The sequence below is a fragment of the Colwellia sp. SU-HH01217 genome, from assembly GCF_057543495.1.
On the sequence record NZ_BAAJLX010000008.1, the window covers coordinates 106,362 to 125,228 of the forward strand.

Annotated in this window: 18 protein-coding genes; 3 read left to right on the forward strand and 15 right to left on the reverse strand. The window is 36.7% G+C overall.

Annotated elements, in window-relative coordinates:
* Nucleotides 1-14: 14 nt before the first annotated feature.
* From AC27G3_RS11515 to AC27G3_RS11585, 15 genes are all read right to left on the reverse strand, one after another.
* Complete coding sequence (locus AC27G3_RS11515) at nucleotides 15-830, reverse strand: methionyl-tRNA formyltransferase (RefSeq protein WP_487121692.1); 816 nt, start codon at nucleotides 828-830, stop codon at nucleotides 15-17.
* A 179-nt stretch (nucleotides 831-1,009) separates the two neighbouring features.
* Entirely contained in the window at nucleotides 1,010-1,492 is a 483-nt protein-coding gene (locus AC27G3_RS11520) for a YybH family protein (protein WP_487121694.1), read from the reverse strand.
* Between the two features lie 28 nt (nucleotides 1,493-1,520).
* Complete coding sequence (locus tag AC27G3_RS11525) at nucleotides 1,521-2,006, reverse strand: YybH family protein (protein ID WP_487121696.1); 486 nt, start codon at nucleotides 2,004-2,006, stop codon at nucleotides 1,521-1,523.
* A 20-nt stretch (nucleotides 2,007-2,026) separates the two neighbouring features.
* Nucleotides 2,027-2,551, reverse strand: coding sequence for a c-type cytochrome (locus AC27G3_RS11530; protein ID WP_487121698.1), 525 nt, complete (start codon nucleotides 2,549-2,551; stop codon nucleotides 2,027-2,029).
* 63 nt (nucleotides 2,552-2,614) lie between these two features.
* Nucleotides 2,615-2,956 carry a hypothetical protein gene (locus AC27G3_RS11535; protein ID WP_487121699.1) on the reverse strand — a complete coding sequence of 114 codons (342 nt, stop codon included), beginning with the start codon at nucleotides 2,954-2,956 and terminating at the stop codon, nucleotides 2,615-2,617.
* Nucleotides 2,957-2,988: 32 nt separating this feature from the next.
* Nucleotides 2,989-4,839, reverse strand: a complete 1,851-nt coding sequence (locus AC27G3_RS11540) for a 2Fe-2S iron-sulfur cluster-binding protein (protein ID WP_487121701.1) — start codon at nucleotides 4,837-4,839, stop codon at nucleotides 2,989-2,991.
* Nucleotides 4,839-5,471, reverse strand: a complete 633-nt coding sequence (locus AC27G3_RS11545) for a PepSY domain-containing protein (RefSeq protein WP_487121761.1) — start codon at nucleotides 5,469-5,471, stop codon at nucleotides 4,839-4,841. The genes AC27G3_RS11540 and AC27G3_RS11545 overlap by 1 nt, the downstream gene beginning before the upstream one ends.
* A gap of 96 nt (nucleotides 5,472-5,567) precedes the next feature.
* Nucleotides 5,568-8,705 carry an efflux RND transporter permease subunit gene (locus AC27G3_RS11550; protein ID WP_008128603.1) on the reverse strand — a complete coding sequence of 1,046 codons (3,138 nt, stop codon included), beginning with the start codon at nucleotides 8,703-8,705 and terminating at the stop codon, nucleotides 5,568-5,570.
* Nucleotides 8,706-8,723: 18 nt separating this feature from the next.
* Nucleotides 8,724-10,538 carry an efflux RND transporter periplasmic adaptor subunit gene (locus AC27G3_RS11555; protein ID WP_008128605.1) on the reverse strand — a complete coding sequence of 605 codons (1,815 nt, stop codon included), beginning with the start codon at nucleotides 10,536-10,538 and terminating at the stop codon, nucleotides 8,724-8,726.
* Nucleotides 10,538-11,995 (reverse strand): TolC family protein, encoded by a 1,458-nt coding sequence (locus AC27G3_RS11560; protein WP_008113913.1) that lies wholly within the window; start codon nucleotides 11,993-11,995, stop codon nucleotides 10,538-10,540. Before AC27G3_RS11560 ends, AC27G3_RS11555 begins: the two co-directional genes overlap by 1 nt.
* Entirely contained in the window at nucleotides 11,995-12,519 is a 525-nt protein-coding gene (locus AC27G3_RS11565) for a DUF411 domain-containing protein (protein ID WP_085301222.1), read from the reverse strand. The genes AC27G3_RS11560 and AC27G3_RS11565 overlap by 1 nt, the downstream gene beginning before the upstream one ends.
* A 148-nt stretch (nucleotides 12,520-12,667) precedes the next feature.
* Nucleotides 12,668-13,027, reverse strand: a complete 360-nt coding sequence (locus AC27G3_RS11570; protein WP_487121703.1) for a hypothetical protein — start codon at nucleotides 13,025-13,027, stop codon at nucleotides 12,668-12,670.
* Nucleotides 13,028-13,156: 129 nt separating this feature from the next.
* Nucleotides 13,157-15,325 (reverse strand): TonB-dependent receptor family protein, encoded by a 2,169-nt coding sequence (locus AC27G3_RS11575; RefSeq protein WP_487121705.1) that lies wholly within the window; start codon nucleotides 15,323-15,325, stop codon nucleotides 13,157-13,159.
* Nucleotides 15,326-15,683: 358 nt separating this feature from the next.
* Nucleotides 15,684-16,727: a hypothetical protein gene (locus tag AC27G3_RS11580; protein ID WP_487121707.1), complete on the reverse strand. Its 1,044-nt coding sequence runs from the start codon at nucleotides 16,725-16,727 to the stop codon at nucleotides 15,684-15,686.
* Nucleotides 16,728-16,951: 224 nt separating this feature from the next.
* Nucleotides 16,952-17,290, reverse strand: coding sequence for a hypothetical protein (locus AC27G3_RS11585; protein WP_138741177.1), 339 nt, complete (start codon nucleotides 17,288-17,290; stop codon nucleotides 16,952-16,954).
* A 230-nt stretch (nucleotides 17,291-17,520) separates the two neighbouring features.
* Between AC27G3_RS11585 and merR the strand changes: the two genes are divergently transcribed.
* The 3 genes from merR to AC27G3_RS11600 all read left to right on the forward strand — a co-directional run bounded on the left by merR (nucleotide 17,521) and on the right by AC27G3_RS11600 (nucleotide 18,810).
* Nucleotides 17,521-17,937: a mercury resistance transcriptional regulator MerR gene (gene merR / locus AC27G3_RS11590; protein ID WP_008131228.1), complete on the forward strand. Its 417-nt coding sequence runs from the start codon at nucleotides 17,521-17,523 to the stop codon at nucleotides 17,935-17,937.
* A 100-nt stretch (nucleotides 17,938-18,037) separates the two neighbouring features.
* Nucleotides 18,038-18,391, forward strand: coding sequence for a mercuric transporter MerT family protein (locus AC27G3_RS11595; RefSeq protein ID WP_008131225.1), 354 nt, complete (start codon nucleotides 18,038-18,040; stop codon nucleotides 18,389-18,391).
* A gap of 89 nt (nucleotides 18,392-18,480) precedes the next feature.
* On the forward strand, nucleotides 18,481-18,810 hold the full coding sequence (locus tag AC27G3_RS11600; RefSeq protein WP_033025674.1) for a heavy-metal-associated domain-containing protein: 330 nt from the start codon (nucleotides 18,481-18,483) through the stop codon (nucleotides 18,808-18,810).
* The last annotated feature ends 57 nt before the right edge of the window (nucleotides 18,811-18,867 follow it).

An 18,867-nucleotide genomic window follows, 5' to 3' on the forward strand; every position in this document is an offset into this window, starting at 1 on the left:
CAGTTCCAATAGCTTTAAGTAACCAAAGATAATGAATATTTGTGGACGCAAACAATTCCGTCATATGAACTAACAACTAGTAAATATTCATCTTCATATATAACCTCTCCTGCTTCATAAAGATGAACGCACTCCACGGCTTCTATATGTTTGGCATTCCAAAAAAGGTTATTTAATTTAAGAATTAAACCTAAAAAACCAAAACTGCGAAGTTTGCTGTTAATGTCTAATGTTGGTTGCTTCCAATCTAGTATCCGCTCTCCTAGATCTATTCGTGGAAAATATGAATAGTCAGATTGCTCTACAGCGTTTTCATAATAACCTTCGACATCCGAAAGAAAGGTCTTGATCAAATTGACAGCTTCAATATGCATTTTTATCATTACTGTCGTGATAGATTCATTCTTTTGAATGGGAACACCAGATTGAAGAATCACATCCCCCCCATCTAACACATTAGTTAATTTATGAATTGATACGCCTGAATGTTCTGGATACTTTAATAAGTACGGCAGTGGAGTTGGCCCCCTGCCTTTTGGCAACATTGATGGGTGTATGTTAATCGCATATTTAACACCTGTTTCAGGTAATATATGCAGATACTCAGCTACTATGAACATTTCTACACCCATAGAAATCAAATGTTCAAGCTCTTCACTCATAGGCTTATTTTTGAATAAGGGAATTTGATGTGTTTCGCACAATTTTGATATAGCCGAAGATGTAAAATCGGGCGAGTTAATGTAAACTCTTTCAATTTCAAAGCCGTCCTTAATTAAATATTTTAAGCACGAAGAAAACATATTATTGCCAAAGTAAACTATTCTCATAATCCGAACCTCAACTCAAAAAAAGAGGTGTGATAATTATCAATAGGACCTAAAGTGACGTTAAACTCGTAAAAATCTGAGTACTTTTTCTTCTCTATTTTTTTCACTTAAAAGTCCTATTCCATTCATTTAAAGGCTTAAACCAACCAGTCATCATGCCTTGTAGTTTTAAACAATTATCACTTATTATCTCTACTAGACGAGTGGGTATGCACAACCTTCCAGTTACCATTTATTTTGCGAAATAAGAATGTTTGAAATCCTTTTTTGTCGAATGTTTTGCCACTTTTATTCACTTTGCCCTTTATACGTGTGTCAGCAATTGCCCACGCAAAAGATTTATCCTCGCCCTCAAAGTGAACTTCTATTTCACTAAAACTCAATTTTAAGTATTCCAAAGCATCCTTTTCAGGCTCTACGTGATGCTCGACTAGCGAATCTAACCCTGCATTTTGTCCTCCTCCTTCGATATAACGTGCCCCCTCAAAATCTAAAAAGTTACGTCGAAACGGCAATCCATCACCATTTTCCCAGCCATACTTGATGCTTTTAATCACATCAACAATCGCCTTTTTGTCTTTATTACTATGATCTCTATCATCATGAGCCACAGCCGATATACTGATGATAAGTGCAATAAAAGTTGCAATAAATTTTCTCATTTTTAACCTCTGAATTATTATGTTTAAATTAATGGGACCAATGGATATGAGCTATTTTCCATTTCCCATCTTTTTTCAAAAGCACCATACTTTCCATGCCTTCACTGTTCACTTCTTTTCCTTTAAACTCTCCAGTCAACTTTGTTCTAGACATAGAAAAAGCTGTCTGTCCTACCTCTCTTACTTCATGTTCAAGTATTTCTACTTCAAGTTGAGCCAAATATTTCATGTCAGCCAGCATGTGGTGGTTTGCATAATCATCGGCTGAGCGTTCAACTCTACCTCCTTCATAAATGATGACATTATCAGCTAAAAATCCGCGTGCTTTACTCTTATCGTTGGCCTGTATAGCTTGATGAAATTGCATAACAACCTTACCTGCACTACTAGTTAGCACAGGCAATTCATCACGTTTATTCGCACTATTTCCTTCGCTTGTATGAGCGGTTACAACATTACTCATGGTTAAGAACATTAACGAAGCTGTGGTTAGCATTATCGAATTTTTTTTCATTTTGTTTCTGTCTTTCCTCATTAGTCTATGGCTGTTAGTACTTGATATTGCTCAGGCGTTAAAGTCGGTAACCGCTTAATAAAAGCAACCATGGCCCATATTCTTTCATCACTGTGAGTTTTACCCCAAGCTGGCATCCCTGAAGCTTTTATGCCGTGTTTAATCACCCAAAAATTCTGCCTTGCAAGCTCTTCATCAGTACCGTGTTGATGAGTTTCATGCGAAATACTTAAATTAGGTGGTTGAGGATACAGCCCAATGCTCATATCACTTTCTTCTAATCCAGGTTTTAGATGACAGCTTGAGCACATATATTCATAATCTGCTCCTCCCATTAACAACAACTCAGGACTTTCCAAATCAGGTACTTTGATATGTTGAGCCGATTTCTTTATGGATGCCTCCCTAGTTTCTTCAAGAAGCCAATAAACAATATCACTGTGAGGTTCATCTGCGGCTACATTCACTACCCCTGAATACATGACAGTGGCTGCACTAGCTCCTCCCAATAGCAATAATATCAATAGAATTTTAAGAGCTTTCATAACAATTCCTTACTTTAAAAGTCACTTAATACGAGCTTCAATTAAGTGACTTTTAATATTTAATTAATGGTTCTGGTGATCATCACTATTAGCTTTTTTATTTTCCTTTTTTTCCATTTTACTGTGATCCATTCCTTTCATTTTACTGTGATCCATTTCTTTCATTTTGCTGTGATCCATTTTCTCCATTGAAGATTTTGATTGCTTCATACACTTTTTCATCATTGCAACTGCAACAGGGTCTTTCATATCCATCTTGCTATGATCCATTTTGCTACAATCAGCTTTTTCTGCTTTTTTTGCATGCATTTTCGGATCATGAGCGGATGCATTCATTGATAAAGTAATTGCTGGTACTAATATCAAAGCGATTTTGCCTACAGTTTTAATAAAGTTAGTTTTCATGGTTTTCTCCTACGTTAGTGATTAAGGTTAATTTATATAAATTCATCGAATGCAATATTAGTTGCATCAACATTCTTAGTTTTCAAAAGATTTATCGTTGCCGACATCATATTCGGTGGGCCGCATAGATAAAATTCAACACCATCAATTTGACAAATTTTGTTAATATTTGATGTGAGTAAATCTTGAACATACCCCTTTGCTCCTGACCAGTTCTTATGCGGCCTAGACAAAACAGGGTAGTAATAAAAGTTTGGATATTTTCTAGAAAGCCTGTAAAGCTCATCTTTATATAACAAGTCTTCCTCAGTTCTAGCACCATAGAAAAAATATATACCTCTAGTTTCCTTTCTTTCTTTTTGGTAGAAGCACAATTGCTCTTCAATCAATGATTTCAATGGTGCCATTCCAGAGCCTGCTCCGATAAGCATCATTGTTTTATTACTTGAAGGTTTAGCGTGAAAATCTTCAAATGGACCAGCCGCTTCTATTGTTTGCCCTAGCCCCAAATTGCATATGTAGCTAGAACCTACACCGGGATATATACTTTTATTTGGAGCATTTTGAATTTTGACGGTAAACTTTAACTCGTTAGTACCAGCTTCAATCTGCCCATCACCATTAGCTAGAGAATAGCTTCGACTACAAGCTTGATGCTCATACTCAAAATACTCAATATCACGCCAATGGTATTTGAAAGCGTCAGGAAGACGCGCTGGTATAGATATTCCTTTAGCTGGTGGTATATAGAAACGAAGATGAGCACCTGCTTTGAATTTTAATTTCTCACCACCAAGCACTTTAAAACGCAACTCTTTTATATAGGGACTAATAAACTCACTATGCGTTAATTCAAGAAGGTATTTTTTGGCTTTAGTAACGTCAATTAATGTTAGCCTCTTTGTTTCTGTTGCATCATGTTGACAAGCCAATCTGTAACCTTGTTGCAATTGTTCCTTTGTTAAAAGTACATGCTCTGCTGAAGTGACTTTAACACTGCTATCAAGACGTACTTTACATTGGCCACAAGTCCCGCCACCGCCACAGGTTGATGACAAAGCAATATCATGATCAATTAAACCGTCAAGTAAGCTGGTATTAGTAGCTAAATCGAATTCCCCAATAGGCTCCAGATCTTTATCAAATAGCGCCAAAGTTCGACTTTTGTTGCCAAAGCGAACTTTGTATTGACCATTAAAGAGCAGCTCAATAGTCCAAATAAAGCCAGTTAAGGAAAAGAAAAGCGTGAAAAGAGAAAATAAAATGATTTGAACATTATTGAAGCTTCCTTCAGTGCCATAATCCATAAAGTGAAGCATAAAGAAAATATCAACAAACCGTTTATCATCATTACTGTGTTTAATTATTCGACCAGAACCAGCATCAATATAAACGCTAGTTTGAATATAATCAGCATAGTTAACTTGCCACACTTCATTTTGCTCACGAGGTATATCTTCATATGGAGGTGATAATTTAACTGCATTTTTAATCACACCTTTACCATTGTAGGAAGACTGAGCCAGTTTTCTAACCATAGTTTCATCAATAACGACTGGCTCAGCGGTGTACGCATCAACCAAAGAGTAGTCATTGTCAAAATGGCTATATAAACCTTTATTATGAGTTAACAAATAGTAAGGGTGCTCTAATAGTGATATTTGTTTTAACGATACGACTTGTTTTGATTGAGATAAGACAAGCTGTGGTTCAACTAACCTATTAATATCAACTTGGGCAACAACGGGAGTTTGTTTATATTGATTTCCTGAAGCCTTTTGATGATCCATCAAATTAAAATATAAGCCTGTTCCTAACCATACTAGTAGTTGTAGGCCAACCAACAAGGATAGCCACTTATGTAACTTTTTAAGGAATAACATTATCTAGCTACTCCCATACTTTTATCTAATGTATTTTTTGCTCTGTTTTTGAAAATAACAAAGTAACTCAATACACCACCAGTAATTGCCGCAAAAATAGAAAAAAGTGTGAACCAAAAAAGTAGTTTATTACTTGGATCTTCTTCTTCGTAATCCATGACATGCAAACTAAACATCAAATCAAAGATTCGCCAAAATTCATGTCGCTTACTGACAAGCTTTCCTGTTTGAGCTGAAACATATATCGACGGACTGCCAAAATCATCAAAGTTAACCCGCCAAGCAGGTAATGCTCGACGGCTTAATTCAAACGGTGGATTTTCTGTAATCAATTCAGACTCAAGGACCGCACCATCACCACTGTAATAGTGTTTTGCAGCGCTAATAGCTACGACTTTGTTTAAGGGAGAAATCTTCTCCCCATTACTAGCATTTACAACATATTTTTCGTCATGCTCTGTAAAACGATAAACGGCTTGGTCTATAAAAACTTCTACGGCAATGTTTTTTGCGTCAGGATATTGCTTAGCTAATGCAGATAATGGGTAAGTAATTTCATCCACATTAACTTTAGCTTGGTGATTAACCACCAAACTATCACCATGAATATAGTCAATATCAAAAATAACCATATAGGCACCTGATATCGACCAAATCAAAAACTGCAAGCCTAAAAACAACATCAACCACCGATGAAGTTTCCGGCTAACCTTCAACGTTTTCATGCTCTATGCCTTGCTCGAAACATTTTTAATCGATGACGAACGCCACAAATAAAATAATGCAGGTAGAACAAGTAAAGTTAAAATCACCGCACTTAGCATTCCACCAACCATAGGTGCTGCAATACGACTCATCACTTCAGAACCAGTACCTGTGCCATATAATATTGGCAATAAGCCAACGATTATAGCTGCTGCGGTCATCATGACAGGACGTACACGTAAGCCTGCACCATGTAACACCGCTTGAAGCACATCAGCCTTCGTTGTTGAAATATCCTTTGACTGATGATCATTAATCATTTCGTGATAAGCCTGATTCAAATAAACCAACATAATCACACCTATCTCAACAGCAACCCCCGCTAGCGCGATAAAACCAACACCTACAGCGACAGAGAAGTTGTAGCCTTGGATATACATCAACCAAATACTACCCACCATAGCCAAAGGTAGAGTTCCCATGATCATTGCCACTTCAATAACATTTCTGAAGTTCAGATAAAGTAGAATAATAATAATGAACAAGGTTAACGGCACTACATAAGTCAATTTAGCTTTGGCACGTTGCATATACTCATATTGACCAGCCCACGCAATTGAGTAGCCAGCAGGAAGTTTTAGCTTATCTTCAACAACCTTTTGTGCATCAACAACGTAACTACCAACATCCACACCTTCAATGTCTACAAATGCCCAACCATTTAATCTTGCATTTTCTGACTTTATTCCCGGAGGGCCGTCTTCAACGAGCACATTCGCAACATCGCCTAATGAGATCCTTTGCCCATTTGGTGTCACTATTGGTAGCAAAGATAATGTTTCAGGCGAATCACGATAGTCTTGTGGGTAACGTAAACTCACTGGATAGCGCTCTAAGCCTTCAACAGTTTTGGTGACATTCATACCACCAATGGCCGTAGCAACAACCTGCTGAATTTCGCTAATATTTAAACCATAACGGGCTGCTTTAGCGCGTTGTATATCAACTTTAACGTAACGCCCACCAGCTACACGCTCTGAATATACTGATGCTGTTCCAGGTACATCTTTCAAAATAACTTCTAATTGTTTACCGATGTCCTGAATTACCGATAAGTCAGGTCCTGCGACTTTAATACCAACAGGTGTCTTAATACCCGTAGCTAACATATCAATACGTGTTTTTATTGGCATCACCCACGCATTAGTTACCCCAGGGAGCTTAACTAAACCATCTAGCTCTTTTTTCAAACTCTCAGTAGTAACACCTTCTCGCCACTCTGAACGAGGCTTTAATTGAATAAAAGTTTCAATCATTGTTAAAGGCGCTGGATCAGTAGCAGTTTCCGCTCTACCTACTTTACCAAACACAGTTTTAACTTCTGGAACTGTTTTAATCAGCTTATCCGTTTGTTGTAACAGTTGACGTGCTTGCCCTATCGAAATACCAGGATAAGTTGTAGGCATATACATTAAGTCACCTTCATCAAGTGGAGGGATAAATTCACTACCAATCTTGTCAAGTGGATATATACCAATAGCAAGAACTGCCAATGCTGCTACTAAAGTTGTCTTTGGAAAACGTAATACCGTTTTTAGAGCAGGCATATAGATAAAGGTTAAAAAGCGATTCACCGGGTTTTTATGCTCAGGTAAAACCTTACCCCTTATAAAATACCCCATCAGTACAGGGACTAATGTAATCGCTAATGCCGCTGATGCTGCCATTGCATACGTTTTAGTAAAGGCAAGTGGAGCAAACATTCGCCCTTCTTGAGCTTCCAAGGTAAAAACAGGAACAAAACTCACCGTAATAATTAACAAGCTAAAGAATAGAGCAGGACCAACTTCACTGGCCGACTCCACTACTATTTTCCAGCGGTTTTCATTAGTTAACGGTGTTTTTTCCATGTGCTTGTGCATATTTTCTATCATTACAATAGCACCGTCGATCATGGCACCAATCGCAATTGCAATCCCTCCTAGCGACATAATATTCGCATTAAGACCTTGCATATGCATAACGATAAATGCCGTCAATATCCCTACAGGTAAACTCACAATGGCGACTAGTGACGAGCGGACATGAAATAAGAAAATGATACAAACTAGCGCCACAACGCCAAATTCTTCTAATAGCTTATAAGCTAAGTTATCAACAGCCCTTTCAATTAATGCAGAGCGATCATAAACAGGAACAATTTCAACCCCTTCAGGTAAACCTTTCTTCAGTTGCTCTAGCTTTTCTTTAACACCATTAATGACTTGCTGAGCATTTTCTCCAAAGCGCATAACAACGATACCACCAACAGTTTCTCCTTCACCGTTAAGCTCAGCGATACCTCGACGCATTTGTGGGCCAGTCCCAATATCTGCAACATCTTTTAGTAATAGAGGTGTGCCATTTTCATTTACTCCTAAAGGTATATTCTCTAAATCTTCAACACTTTTGAGATAACCAGTTGCTCTAACCATGTACTCGGCTTCTGCCATTTCAACAACAGATGCCCCGATCTCTTGGTTACCTTGCTTAATAGCCATTTGAATATGTGAAAGAGGGATCCCAAATGCTCTTAATTTTTCAGGATTAATTCTTACTTGGTATTGCTTAACCATACCGCCAAGTGCAGTAACTTCTGATACGCCAGGGACAGTTTGCAATTCATATTTTAAAAACCAATCTTGTAAACTGCGCAATTGACTTAAGTCTTGTTGACCCGTTTTATCAACTAAGGCGTATAAATATACCCAACCTACGCCTGTAGCATCAGGTCCTAATTGCGGTCGTGCATTGCTGGGTAAGCTAGGGGCTACTTGACTTAAATATTCAAGTACTCGCGAACGCGCCCAATACAAATCTGTATCTTCATCAAAGATGACATACACGTAAGAGTCACCAAAAAAAGAATAACCTCGAACAGTCACTGCGCCAGGAACTGACAGCATGGCAGTAGTCATCGGATAGGTAACCTGGTCTTCAACAACTTGTGGGGCTTGACCAGGGTAACTTGTTTTAATAATTACTTGCACATCAGATAAATCAGGCAGTGCATCAATAGGCGTTTTATTAACAGAATATAAACCAATGCCTACGAGTAAAAAGGTAGCGAGTAATACAAAAAATCGATTACCAACGGACCAACGTATTATAGAAGCAATCATAATAATCTAACTCCTATATTAGTGGTTTGAATGATCAACAACAGGTGCTTCTAATCTAGAAGTTTCACCCTGTTCATCACCTTGCCCTAGTGGGGCAATTTCAAAAATTACAAAATGTTCACCACGCACTTCAAAAGTAAACTTAACTTCCATCCCCTCAGAAAGTCCTTCAAGGCTAACATTGTGCCCTGTAATGAAATCTAAAGTAGCCGCAGGTCGTCCCCATTTTTCAATAGCAGTTCGACTAATGTTCACCATTCCATGATCGATCATTAACGAGTTAATTGTTCCAGTAACTGTCGCTGACGAGTCATCTGCCACTTCTTCAGTTACTTGGCTTGTATCACTTTCACTCATGTCGTCAGGAACATGGATGTTGCTAATTTTATAATCACCATTATCTTCTTTTGTCACTTCAACATGTAAACTCATCCCTTCACTAAGTAATGAGAAATCGACACTGTCCGATGCGATGAAATCCATCGTCATTTCTGGCCATTCCCATTCAGGTATCGCCTCATGAGCTAAAGTTAACATTTTATGATCTGCCATCATGCTCTCGATACTAGCTTGAACCCAAACAGAAGAAGGCATTGAAGCATCCGCTTCATCAACATCGCTATTCATTCGCTTGAAGTCTGAAGACTTACTCGATTCTGAATCTAATAAGAACTGTGCAGAACTAACAACTTTTTCCCCATCACGCACCCCTTCAAGTATCTCAACACTTTCGCTATCGTATCGACCTACAGATACTGCAACCGATTTAAAACTCCCCTCACCTAAGGCGAGAACAACTCTATCTTGGTTTCCTGTTCTAATAAGTGCTTCTTTAGGGATTAATAAAGCTTGTTCGTCACCTGTTGTGTGAATCGCAATTTGAGCAAACATATTTGGTTTGAATTCGCCTTCTTCATTTTTAAAACGAAGACGTACTTTCACAGTACGAGTTTTTGCATCTAGTGTTGGGTAAATATAATCAACTTTTCCTTGCCATGTTTTTCCTGGTAAGTAATCAAGAGTCATGGTTACTGGGGTGCCTGTTTTGACTTGACCCGCTTGGCGTTCAAAGACTTCAGCTTCAACCCACACTTCCGATAAATCACCAATTGACATTAAAGTAGAGCCAGGCTTAACAAAAAATCCTTCACGTATTTTTAAATTTTCCACCACGCCATTTTGTGGAGAATAAAAAGTAATTGTTTGCTGTACTTTCTTTGTTTTCTTAAGTTTTACTATTGATGATTTTGGAAGTTGTAATGCTGACAATCGATTTTCAGCCGCACTAATTAATCGGCTATTTTTACGATCTAATGCCAATAATAATTCTTCTTGGGCATTAACTAATTCTGGGGAATAAATTTCATAAAGGGGTTGCCCCTTCTTAACAGGATCTCCAATAGCCTTAACATATAGCTTTTCAATCCATCCTTGTACTCGTGGATGGATATGAACTAACTTATCTTCATCATAAGCAACATAACCGACTGTATTTATTTCAGTGTGCAATGATTTATAACTAACTATTGCTGTTCTTACACCGAGGTTATTTACAACATCAGGAGAGATACGAATTGTTCCGGGACCTTCATCAGGTCCTTTACCACCATCGTCGTAAACAGGTACTAAATCCATACCCATTGGTGACTTCCCTGGCTTATCTCTTTTGTAGTTCGCGTCCATTGGAGCTACCCAATAAAGCGGCTTCTTTTCAGCCGTTACAACAGAGCTTGCTTCCCCACTATTTGTCGGGGCCATAAAACTATAAACCCCAAATGTTAAAAAGCCACCGATAACCATGCCAATTACTATTGGCTTAATATTGTTGTTCATTATTCTTCTCCCGAAATAACAGTGAAACCACTATTATTTGATAAATTCATATTATTGTTACTAACGACAGGATCTATGCTGCCTATAAAAAGGTAATTAAGTTCTAGTAATAATTTCTGCTCTTCGACATTAAGCGTTAACTCATCTATTTCCGCATTTAATACAGCGATTCGTGAGCGAACTACTTCGGCAAAGTCACCATCATCATTGGTGTAGGCTGTTAGCGAAGCTTCAGCTTGATCATGGATTTGAGGCAGTAGCTTGTCTTTGTATAAGTTCTGTCTATCTTTCAATCGAAGTAAGCGCCCTTTTGCACTGGAGTATGATGCGAGCAATTTCCTCATCAATAATAATTTTTCAGTTTTTATAGCTTCTGTTTTTGAAATAGCTGACTTAACTTCTTTGTCCTGTCTATTATCTGTAAAAAGCGGCAAGTCAAAAGTAACCCCTACAGAGAACAAGTCCGCTCGACTATTTCCCATTGGATCATCATCACGGTAACCATAACTAGCATTAACTCCCCACTCAGGTTTGTATTTTTGCTTTGCCAATTTAATTCCAGTTTTTGTTGATTTAATTTTCTTTTCAACTGCGACAAGTGAAGGGTGGTTAGCAATATACTTTGCCAGTTCACTAGGGCGTAACCAGCTATCTGTAAGAACTATATTGCTATTTACTAGGTCAATTTGAGGTAATTGCTTAGTCAAAACGATATTATGAAGGTTAAAATCATCGTCTACATAAGTTTCACTTTGAGAACTTTTCTCTATAGAAAACTCTGTTAACCATTGAGACAACATACCTTCAAAGCGGTTTTGTTGTTGTCCTAAGACATCTAAACGATCTTCTAATCTTGTAAGCTCCAATTGCGCTCTTACAATATCTTGCTGCCTTGTTTTACCTAAAGTAGACGAATAACTTGCTTCAGCAACATCCGCTAACTGTTCAAAAAGTGTTCTGTTTTTTTCAATTAAAGCAATACTTTCTTGAACTCTGTATGCATCCAACCAAAGGCTACCAACAGTAACAGCTACTTTGGACTCTCGATCTTTTCGTTGATACGGGAATGATTCACTTTCAATCTTGAGTTGTTCTCGTTTAATCAACAATGTATCCCCACGAGGAAACATTTGAGATATGCCAACTTTCGCTTGTGTCATTCCCTCTTGTCCAAAATCAAAGCCATCTGTAGGTAAATTGGCTAACCCTATAGATACTTTCGGATCTGGTAACGTGCCTACGGCTGTACTCATCGCTTCAATAGCATTTTGCTTATGAACATTTCCCGTTAACCATGGATCATTCTTCTGCGCAGACTTGATAGCTTTCTCAAAAGTTAAGGCTGAACTAGAAGTAATAGTAGGAATATCAGCAGAATTTGCAGTTAGCACTGTAAGAGCTAACATACCCGCACAGTATTTCACGCTTAAACTTCTGATATTTTTAAATTTATTCATTAAAACTGCTCCTCATAAGATTGAACGCTAGCATAGACCTCATAAGCGCCCCCTTTCTTAAGTAATAACACTTTATAAGGTTGAAATTTATCACCTACTTCCATACCGGGAGTTCCCGCTGGCATTGCAGGAACAGATAATCCAATAACATCGTCAGAGTGTTTTTCTTTTAAAAATTTATGAATAAATTTGGCAGGAACATGCCCTTCAAATGCATAACCATCTTTTGATATAGCGGTATGACAAGAACGGTATCGAGGCTCTATTCCTTTCTCTTCTTTAACCGCTGTAAAGTTTTGATAATTATGAACTTTTGATTCGAACCCTTGCTCATTTATATGGCTAACCCATTTTTTGCAGCAACCACATGTAGGACTCTTATAAACCTCTAAAAGAATAGGATGAGGTTTAGCATTTTGTGTTTTAGATGAAGTCACTGAAACTTCTTCTTTTGAACAACTTGCAATAGCAATGACTAAAGTAAAGGCTGCAACAGCCTTTAACGTGAATTTTTTGGAAAACATAACCCCCCCAAAGGGATATCAATTAATATTTGAATTGATTAGGTTATTCTTGATTTTGCTTAAAAATACTTAAACGCAGAGATCAAAAAGCCTAATACAGATAATTTTCATATAAGTGAGCCAAATTTTAGGCACAATTATTCTGTATTTAGCTTAGTATTGGAGGTCTATATAGAGATGATGATGATTGACTTTGAGCCAAGTTTGAATATGATAATATTTTTGATGATAAATCAATAAATAGACTGTCATCTGTGTCTTTCATTAGTGTAGCGATACTTGAGCAACCTCCAGTAAAACAACTACAACTTTTAACACAACAGTCCTCTTTTGCTTCATCTGAGTCATCAGAAGAATGACTCATCATTGAATGGTCACTATGGCCCATCATTGACATATTTTGCATTTGTCCTTGCACACTATCTCCCTTCATACTCATCATATGATAAGACATAACAGTAGACGCAACCGCTTGACTAACAAAGGTCAAACAGACTAGCAGTACCATTAATGTTTTAGAGAAATTAGAATTCACAGTTAACCAACAAAATATTTCAATTAATACAATAATTGCATAAGAAAAACCAATTTACAACTAATATCTATTCTAAATACAGGTTTAAAATAGCGATGACACTTAAAAGCTGTATTTGTAGCCTAAACTCAAAGTTAGAGGTTTTCCAACCATAATTGAACCATGAGTGCGTGATGTCATATAGCTTTCATCTAATAAATTATCGACGGTGAAATTCACTTGTTGGTTTTTAGTTAAATCATAATTTACAACAAAATCAACGACAGTATGTGCATCAATACCTTCATTAATAGCACCTCGACCAGCCACTGTCCTCATTTCTCCAGTATAACGAACTAACAAATTTGACTGCCATTGCTCCCCTTCTAAACCAATAACAAACTGAAACTGATTTTCTGGAACATAAGGAAATTCATCACCAGACTGTACATCCCCCCAGAAATCCGATTCGAATGTATTCAAAAATTCACTTTGGGAACGAGTGTAGGTAAAGTCTATTGGCATGGTTATATTTCCAAAATTAACCAAGTAACCTGCTTTCATTTCAATTCCGTATACTTTTACTTCACCCGCATTATATTGATCGCCAATATTTTCATCGTCACAATTCTGGCTCGCAGTACAGTTACCATGCATATTGTCATAATCTGATAGAAATAAAATAGCCTCTATATTGACGTTATCATTATTAAATCTAGCTCCAAGCTCATAATTCATACTTTCTTCATTCGTAGCATCTTCATTACCTGGCGCAGGGGGAGCAAATCCTTTTTGTACGCCACCCAACAAGACCAATTCATCAGTCATTCGATAAGTCAATGCCAAGGAAGGTAGAACAACATCAAGCTCATTTACTTTGTGACTAGGAGTTCCTAAACGCTCAGGGTCTGTTTTGCCCCAATCATTGCGCTCAATTTTCATATCTTCGTAACGCAAGCCTGCATTAATGATTAAGTCACCAATTGTCCATTCGTCATGCATAAATAACGCGATAGCTTCTGCGCTATCTATGCGGTTAGAGTCTGTTCCAGCAACACCTTTGTTAACTAAGTTCATATTGTAATTTGAATCAAGTTCATAACCGTCAACCCACTGATACCGATCCATTTCATCTTTATGAAAGCGTAAGCCGAACTTTACTTGATGCGCATTAAAGTCTACATCTAAAACCGTTTGAATACCTTGAGATAAATAATCACGATTATTTGCTTTAACATCCACTTCTAAAGAAGAGTCACTAGCTGATTTATCATATGCCGCAGCAGCTTCAATTCCACCTTTACCTAAACTATCACCATTTATCTTGCTTGTTTTATACCAGTTACGACTAAAATCATTATAGTAAACACTTGTCCCCAATGAGAATCTCTCTGATAAGTCGATTAAGTGATTTAATTGCACCTGCATGTGCTCTGTAGACATGTTATCTTTCTGAGATGCTGAATAACGGGTATAAGGAGAGTTAGTATAATCCCCTTTTGTTAGCCCCATATAAGTGTCATCAGAGTCTTCGTCGGAATACTTTAGCTTAAGCTCTAACTCTTGATAATAAGTAGCACTCGCATCACTAGTGAAACGAACTTTACCTAGAATGTCATTTTTAACAAAACCTGTTTCGTTATCACTATGATTAATGCTTTTAAAACCATCAGCTTGATAACGATAAACTTCAAACAATGTCCCTATATTTTCTCCTTTTGTACCAACATATCCATGAACCTTTGCAAAGCCATCTTGACCAATCTGTACAGCCAATTGACCTGCCATGCTTTCTTCTGGAATTTGACGAGACAACATATTAACTACCCCGCCAGTTGTTCGAGGCCCGTACATAGCACTAGAAGTTCCTTTTAAAACTTCTACTTGTTGCATTCGTCCGGCTGTCGGAAAGTAATATGCTGAAGGAGCAGAGTATGGAGCAGGAGCAGCTAAGACATTATCTTCCATAATAGTGACTTTTTCACTTCGATTTTGACCTGTACCACGCATACCAATATTAGGGCGTAATCCATATCCATCCTCTTCTAGAACATACACACCAGGCACAGAAGTTAATGTGCGCATAATATCTGAATAATTAAATTTCTCTAAATCTTCCTGTGACAGTAAATGAGCACTGCCTGGTATATCATTTACTGTCTGTTCACTACCAAAAATAGTTAATTGCTCAACAACGGATGTATCATCAGCACTATCGTTAGCAATGGCAAGAGGAGACGTAACGACTGATATCGCTATACTCAATAAGGTGGGTTTAAATACTTTTTTCATCTAAGGAAGCCTTCATGTTTGGTAACAACAATTAATGAAGACATTAGAACATCACTGCAAATACGAATCAATATCATTTATAGTATTATTTATATTTTCTTGATATAAATCAATCACATCCTGTGTTACTCACACCTTTATAAAGTGTTCTTACTGTATTAATCCCCCTCTCTTAAATCGACTAATTGCTTAAATTGTTCTACATAATCATCAGTTGCATTGGTATTCTTTAATAACTTATTAAAAATATCTGGTGTGATCTGACTCAAGTAACAATCTTGGCACCCTATCTAATATTTGTCGTCAAACTCACTTACCAAATCGCTTACAATAATCGTTTGCTAATACAATGATTCATTCATATAGAATTCTCCAAGTAATCCATATCACAAAATGGTCGAATACTTGCGGAGAAATATGATTGATGAAGAATGATTGGGAATTTTCGTGCGTCTTTGTGGTTTAGCAGTGTTTCTTTAACGCCATTACTAAATTCACAATAATTGATCATAGACATAGCTGGAGTTTCAACATGAATACATTCGAATATCAGCCTTTGCTGCTCAAAATAAAATATAAAAACCTGCTTCTCTGAAATATTTTTAATTGATATTTTGAGTGTTGGTAAATTACTGTTGATTTCTTCTGTTAAACTTGGGGATAAAGGAAAACCATATACCGCGTACCTTTTTCCTTCAATGTGAAATACATAAGGAACTTCATCATCACAAAATGAATCAAAATTGGTAAAAAAGTTAACCGTATTTAAAAACCAGCTTTTATGCTCGTCTATAAATGGACTTTCAGCTATGGCAATGTCTGAATCTTCATTATCCTGTTCTAGATTTTTGACTAATGATTCATCAAAATTATTTTCTCTAAAATTTTTCGGATAAAAAGTAGTCGCAATTAGTCGATATGCAATTTGATTAATTTTGAAATCACAATAAAGAATGGCTTCATTATTGTCCAATGTTTTAAAATAAGGTTTCCAGTCAAGACTAAACTCACTTGGCGCAGCAATAATGTATTTCGATTCATCTGCTAAACCGAATAGCTCATAAAGAATAGAAATTAATCGAACCTTGCTTACATTAATTACTACCATTCCTTCAAGGCGTTTTGCCATAAACTCAATGCTTTTATGTAGATCATCAATAAGCAATTGATCCTCACATTCACAGATCAGAAGGTACTTTAACCAATGATGTTGAATTGTCCCAAATATTTTCGTACCGCACATCTCTTGAAAGAGTATTTCAGTTAAAGAATCATAATTTAGTGTGCAATAGATTGCCCTAGCTAATAAATCCTTACCATGAGCCTGAGGTATATTGAGTGAGTTAGCGAGAAATTTCGATTGAAGTCTCAATTTGTGACTTAAGGTAAGAGCTGAAATCATCTAGTTATCCATAAATTAAAACAAACAACAGCCTACTAACGCCTTGTTTATTCATTATGAAAACCAAATTTTTACGGATGCTCTGCTTCATCGTTCATACTTAAATATAAATTAAATATGTGTAGGCATAGGCTGTCCGTTCAGCCTTCATTACCAATATAAATGAGTAAAATGTTGTTGTAAACAGGGCGTAATTATACATATCTGTATAATTTAAAAGGATTTTATTTTGTTTTCCTTTTGAAATCAGTTAGTTCAATACCGAAAATTTCAACAACAGTATTTTCATTTATTTTTATATTTTTAACCCTTTCATTAAAGCGAGACAAAATATTATTCATATCAGTGTTGAGAAATTTTAGAAGGCAGCCTTCTGCTTTTGAGTGTAAAATTGCTAATATCAGGTTTAGATTTTCAAGGAGGTCAGACTTCACTAGAGACATTAACTGTCCATAACTATCACAGCCATAAACAACATAAGACAACATTTCTTGGCTTTGGCCAAGCGAAATAGATAATTTTTTCGAAAGCCTTTTTATCGAGTAAATTTTATTTGTACACATTCGCTACGCGAATTTACTATCTATTCAAAGGACATTCTTTTTCGTTCGTAATCGTAAGAGCTGGCCCTTTGATACGACCTTACTCCACATGACCAAGCACACAAATACTTGCCTATTATTAAACTAAATCCCACTTTTGGTAATATGAAAAAAAGTTTATAGTACGTTTACTACTAAATACCTTTTTCAATTCTGCACTATAAATACAAACTAATTTAAAGGCAGTATAAATGACTAGAAACAATCCACCATTAACCATTGGCCGACTCGCAAAAGCTGCTAATGTTAATATTGAGACAATAAGGCATTATCAGCGCAAAGGTTTGATAATCGAGCCTGAAAAGCCTCTAGGCGGTTTTCGTCATTACCCAGATACAAGTGTAGATCGAATTCGATTTATAAAACGTGCTCAGCAACTTGGCTTTTCATTAGAGGAAATAAAACAGTTGCTAATCTTGGGTGATCAACATTGTCGTGATGTTCAAAGCTTAGCAAAAGAAAAACGGAATGAAATCCAACAGAAAATCGCTGGCTTACTCACTATTCAAACAGCATTGGACGACTTAATATCATCTTGTCATACTGATGATACTAGTCACTGTGGCTTCATCGATGGATTATCTCAAAAAGGCTTTTTAGAAAAATAACACTTCTACCTTTCTCATAAAATTATTTATTAAGCTCTTGACTCTGTGCCATACCCCAGAGTGTAAACTATCTTATATTAACCTTATATGAGATTTAATTATGTCGAGTTCTTCAACTCCAAATCGTTCTTTACTATTAGCAATTGTCGCTGGTTTAGGCGCGTCTGCATGCTGTATTGGACCTCTGTTATTGCTATCACTTGGCTTGGGTGGTGCTTGGGTAGGTAACCTCACTGCAATGGAACCTTATAGCGGGTACTTTACCGCGATTACCCTTATTGTTTTAGGCGTAGTTTTTTATAAATTATATATAGTTCCTCAAAAATGTGAGGAAGGTTCAGTTTGCGAAAACCCTAAAGTATTGAAGAATCAGCGCATTATATTTTGGCTTGTAAGCATAATTCTTATCGTGATGATGAGCTTTCCCTATTACGCAGATTACATTATTACTTAATAGAAAAGTGATTAACAAAAACTGACTGATGAGAATACGATTTAACAAATCCAGTTAATTTTAAACAGATATTAAAAAGAGGCACAACAATGAAAAAACTAGTTAACGTTTCAATACTATTAAGCTCAATATTTATGTTTGGCAATGCTGTAGCAACAACTGTCACAGAAGCTACCAGTAATGTAGCTACTCAAGAAATGTCTACAAAAGTTTTCTCGATTGAGAAAATGACCTGCAAGACGTGCAATATAACGATACGTAAGGCGATGGAAAAAGTGGATGGTGTTGTAAAGGCTACTGTTGATTATGATGCAAAAACAGCAACTGTTTTATTTGATCCTAACAAGGCCAGCATTGAAACGATTGCATTAGCGTCTACAAATATTGGCTACCCAGCAAAAGTAAGAACTACCAAGTAAGATTTGGCATAAGACTGCTTGTTAATACATTTAGCCAAAACAAAGGCACTGAATTTC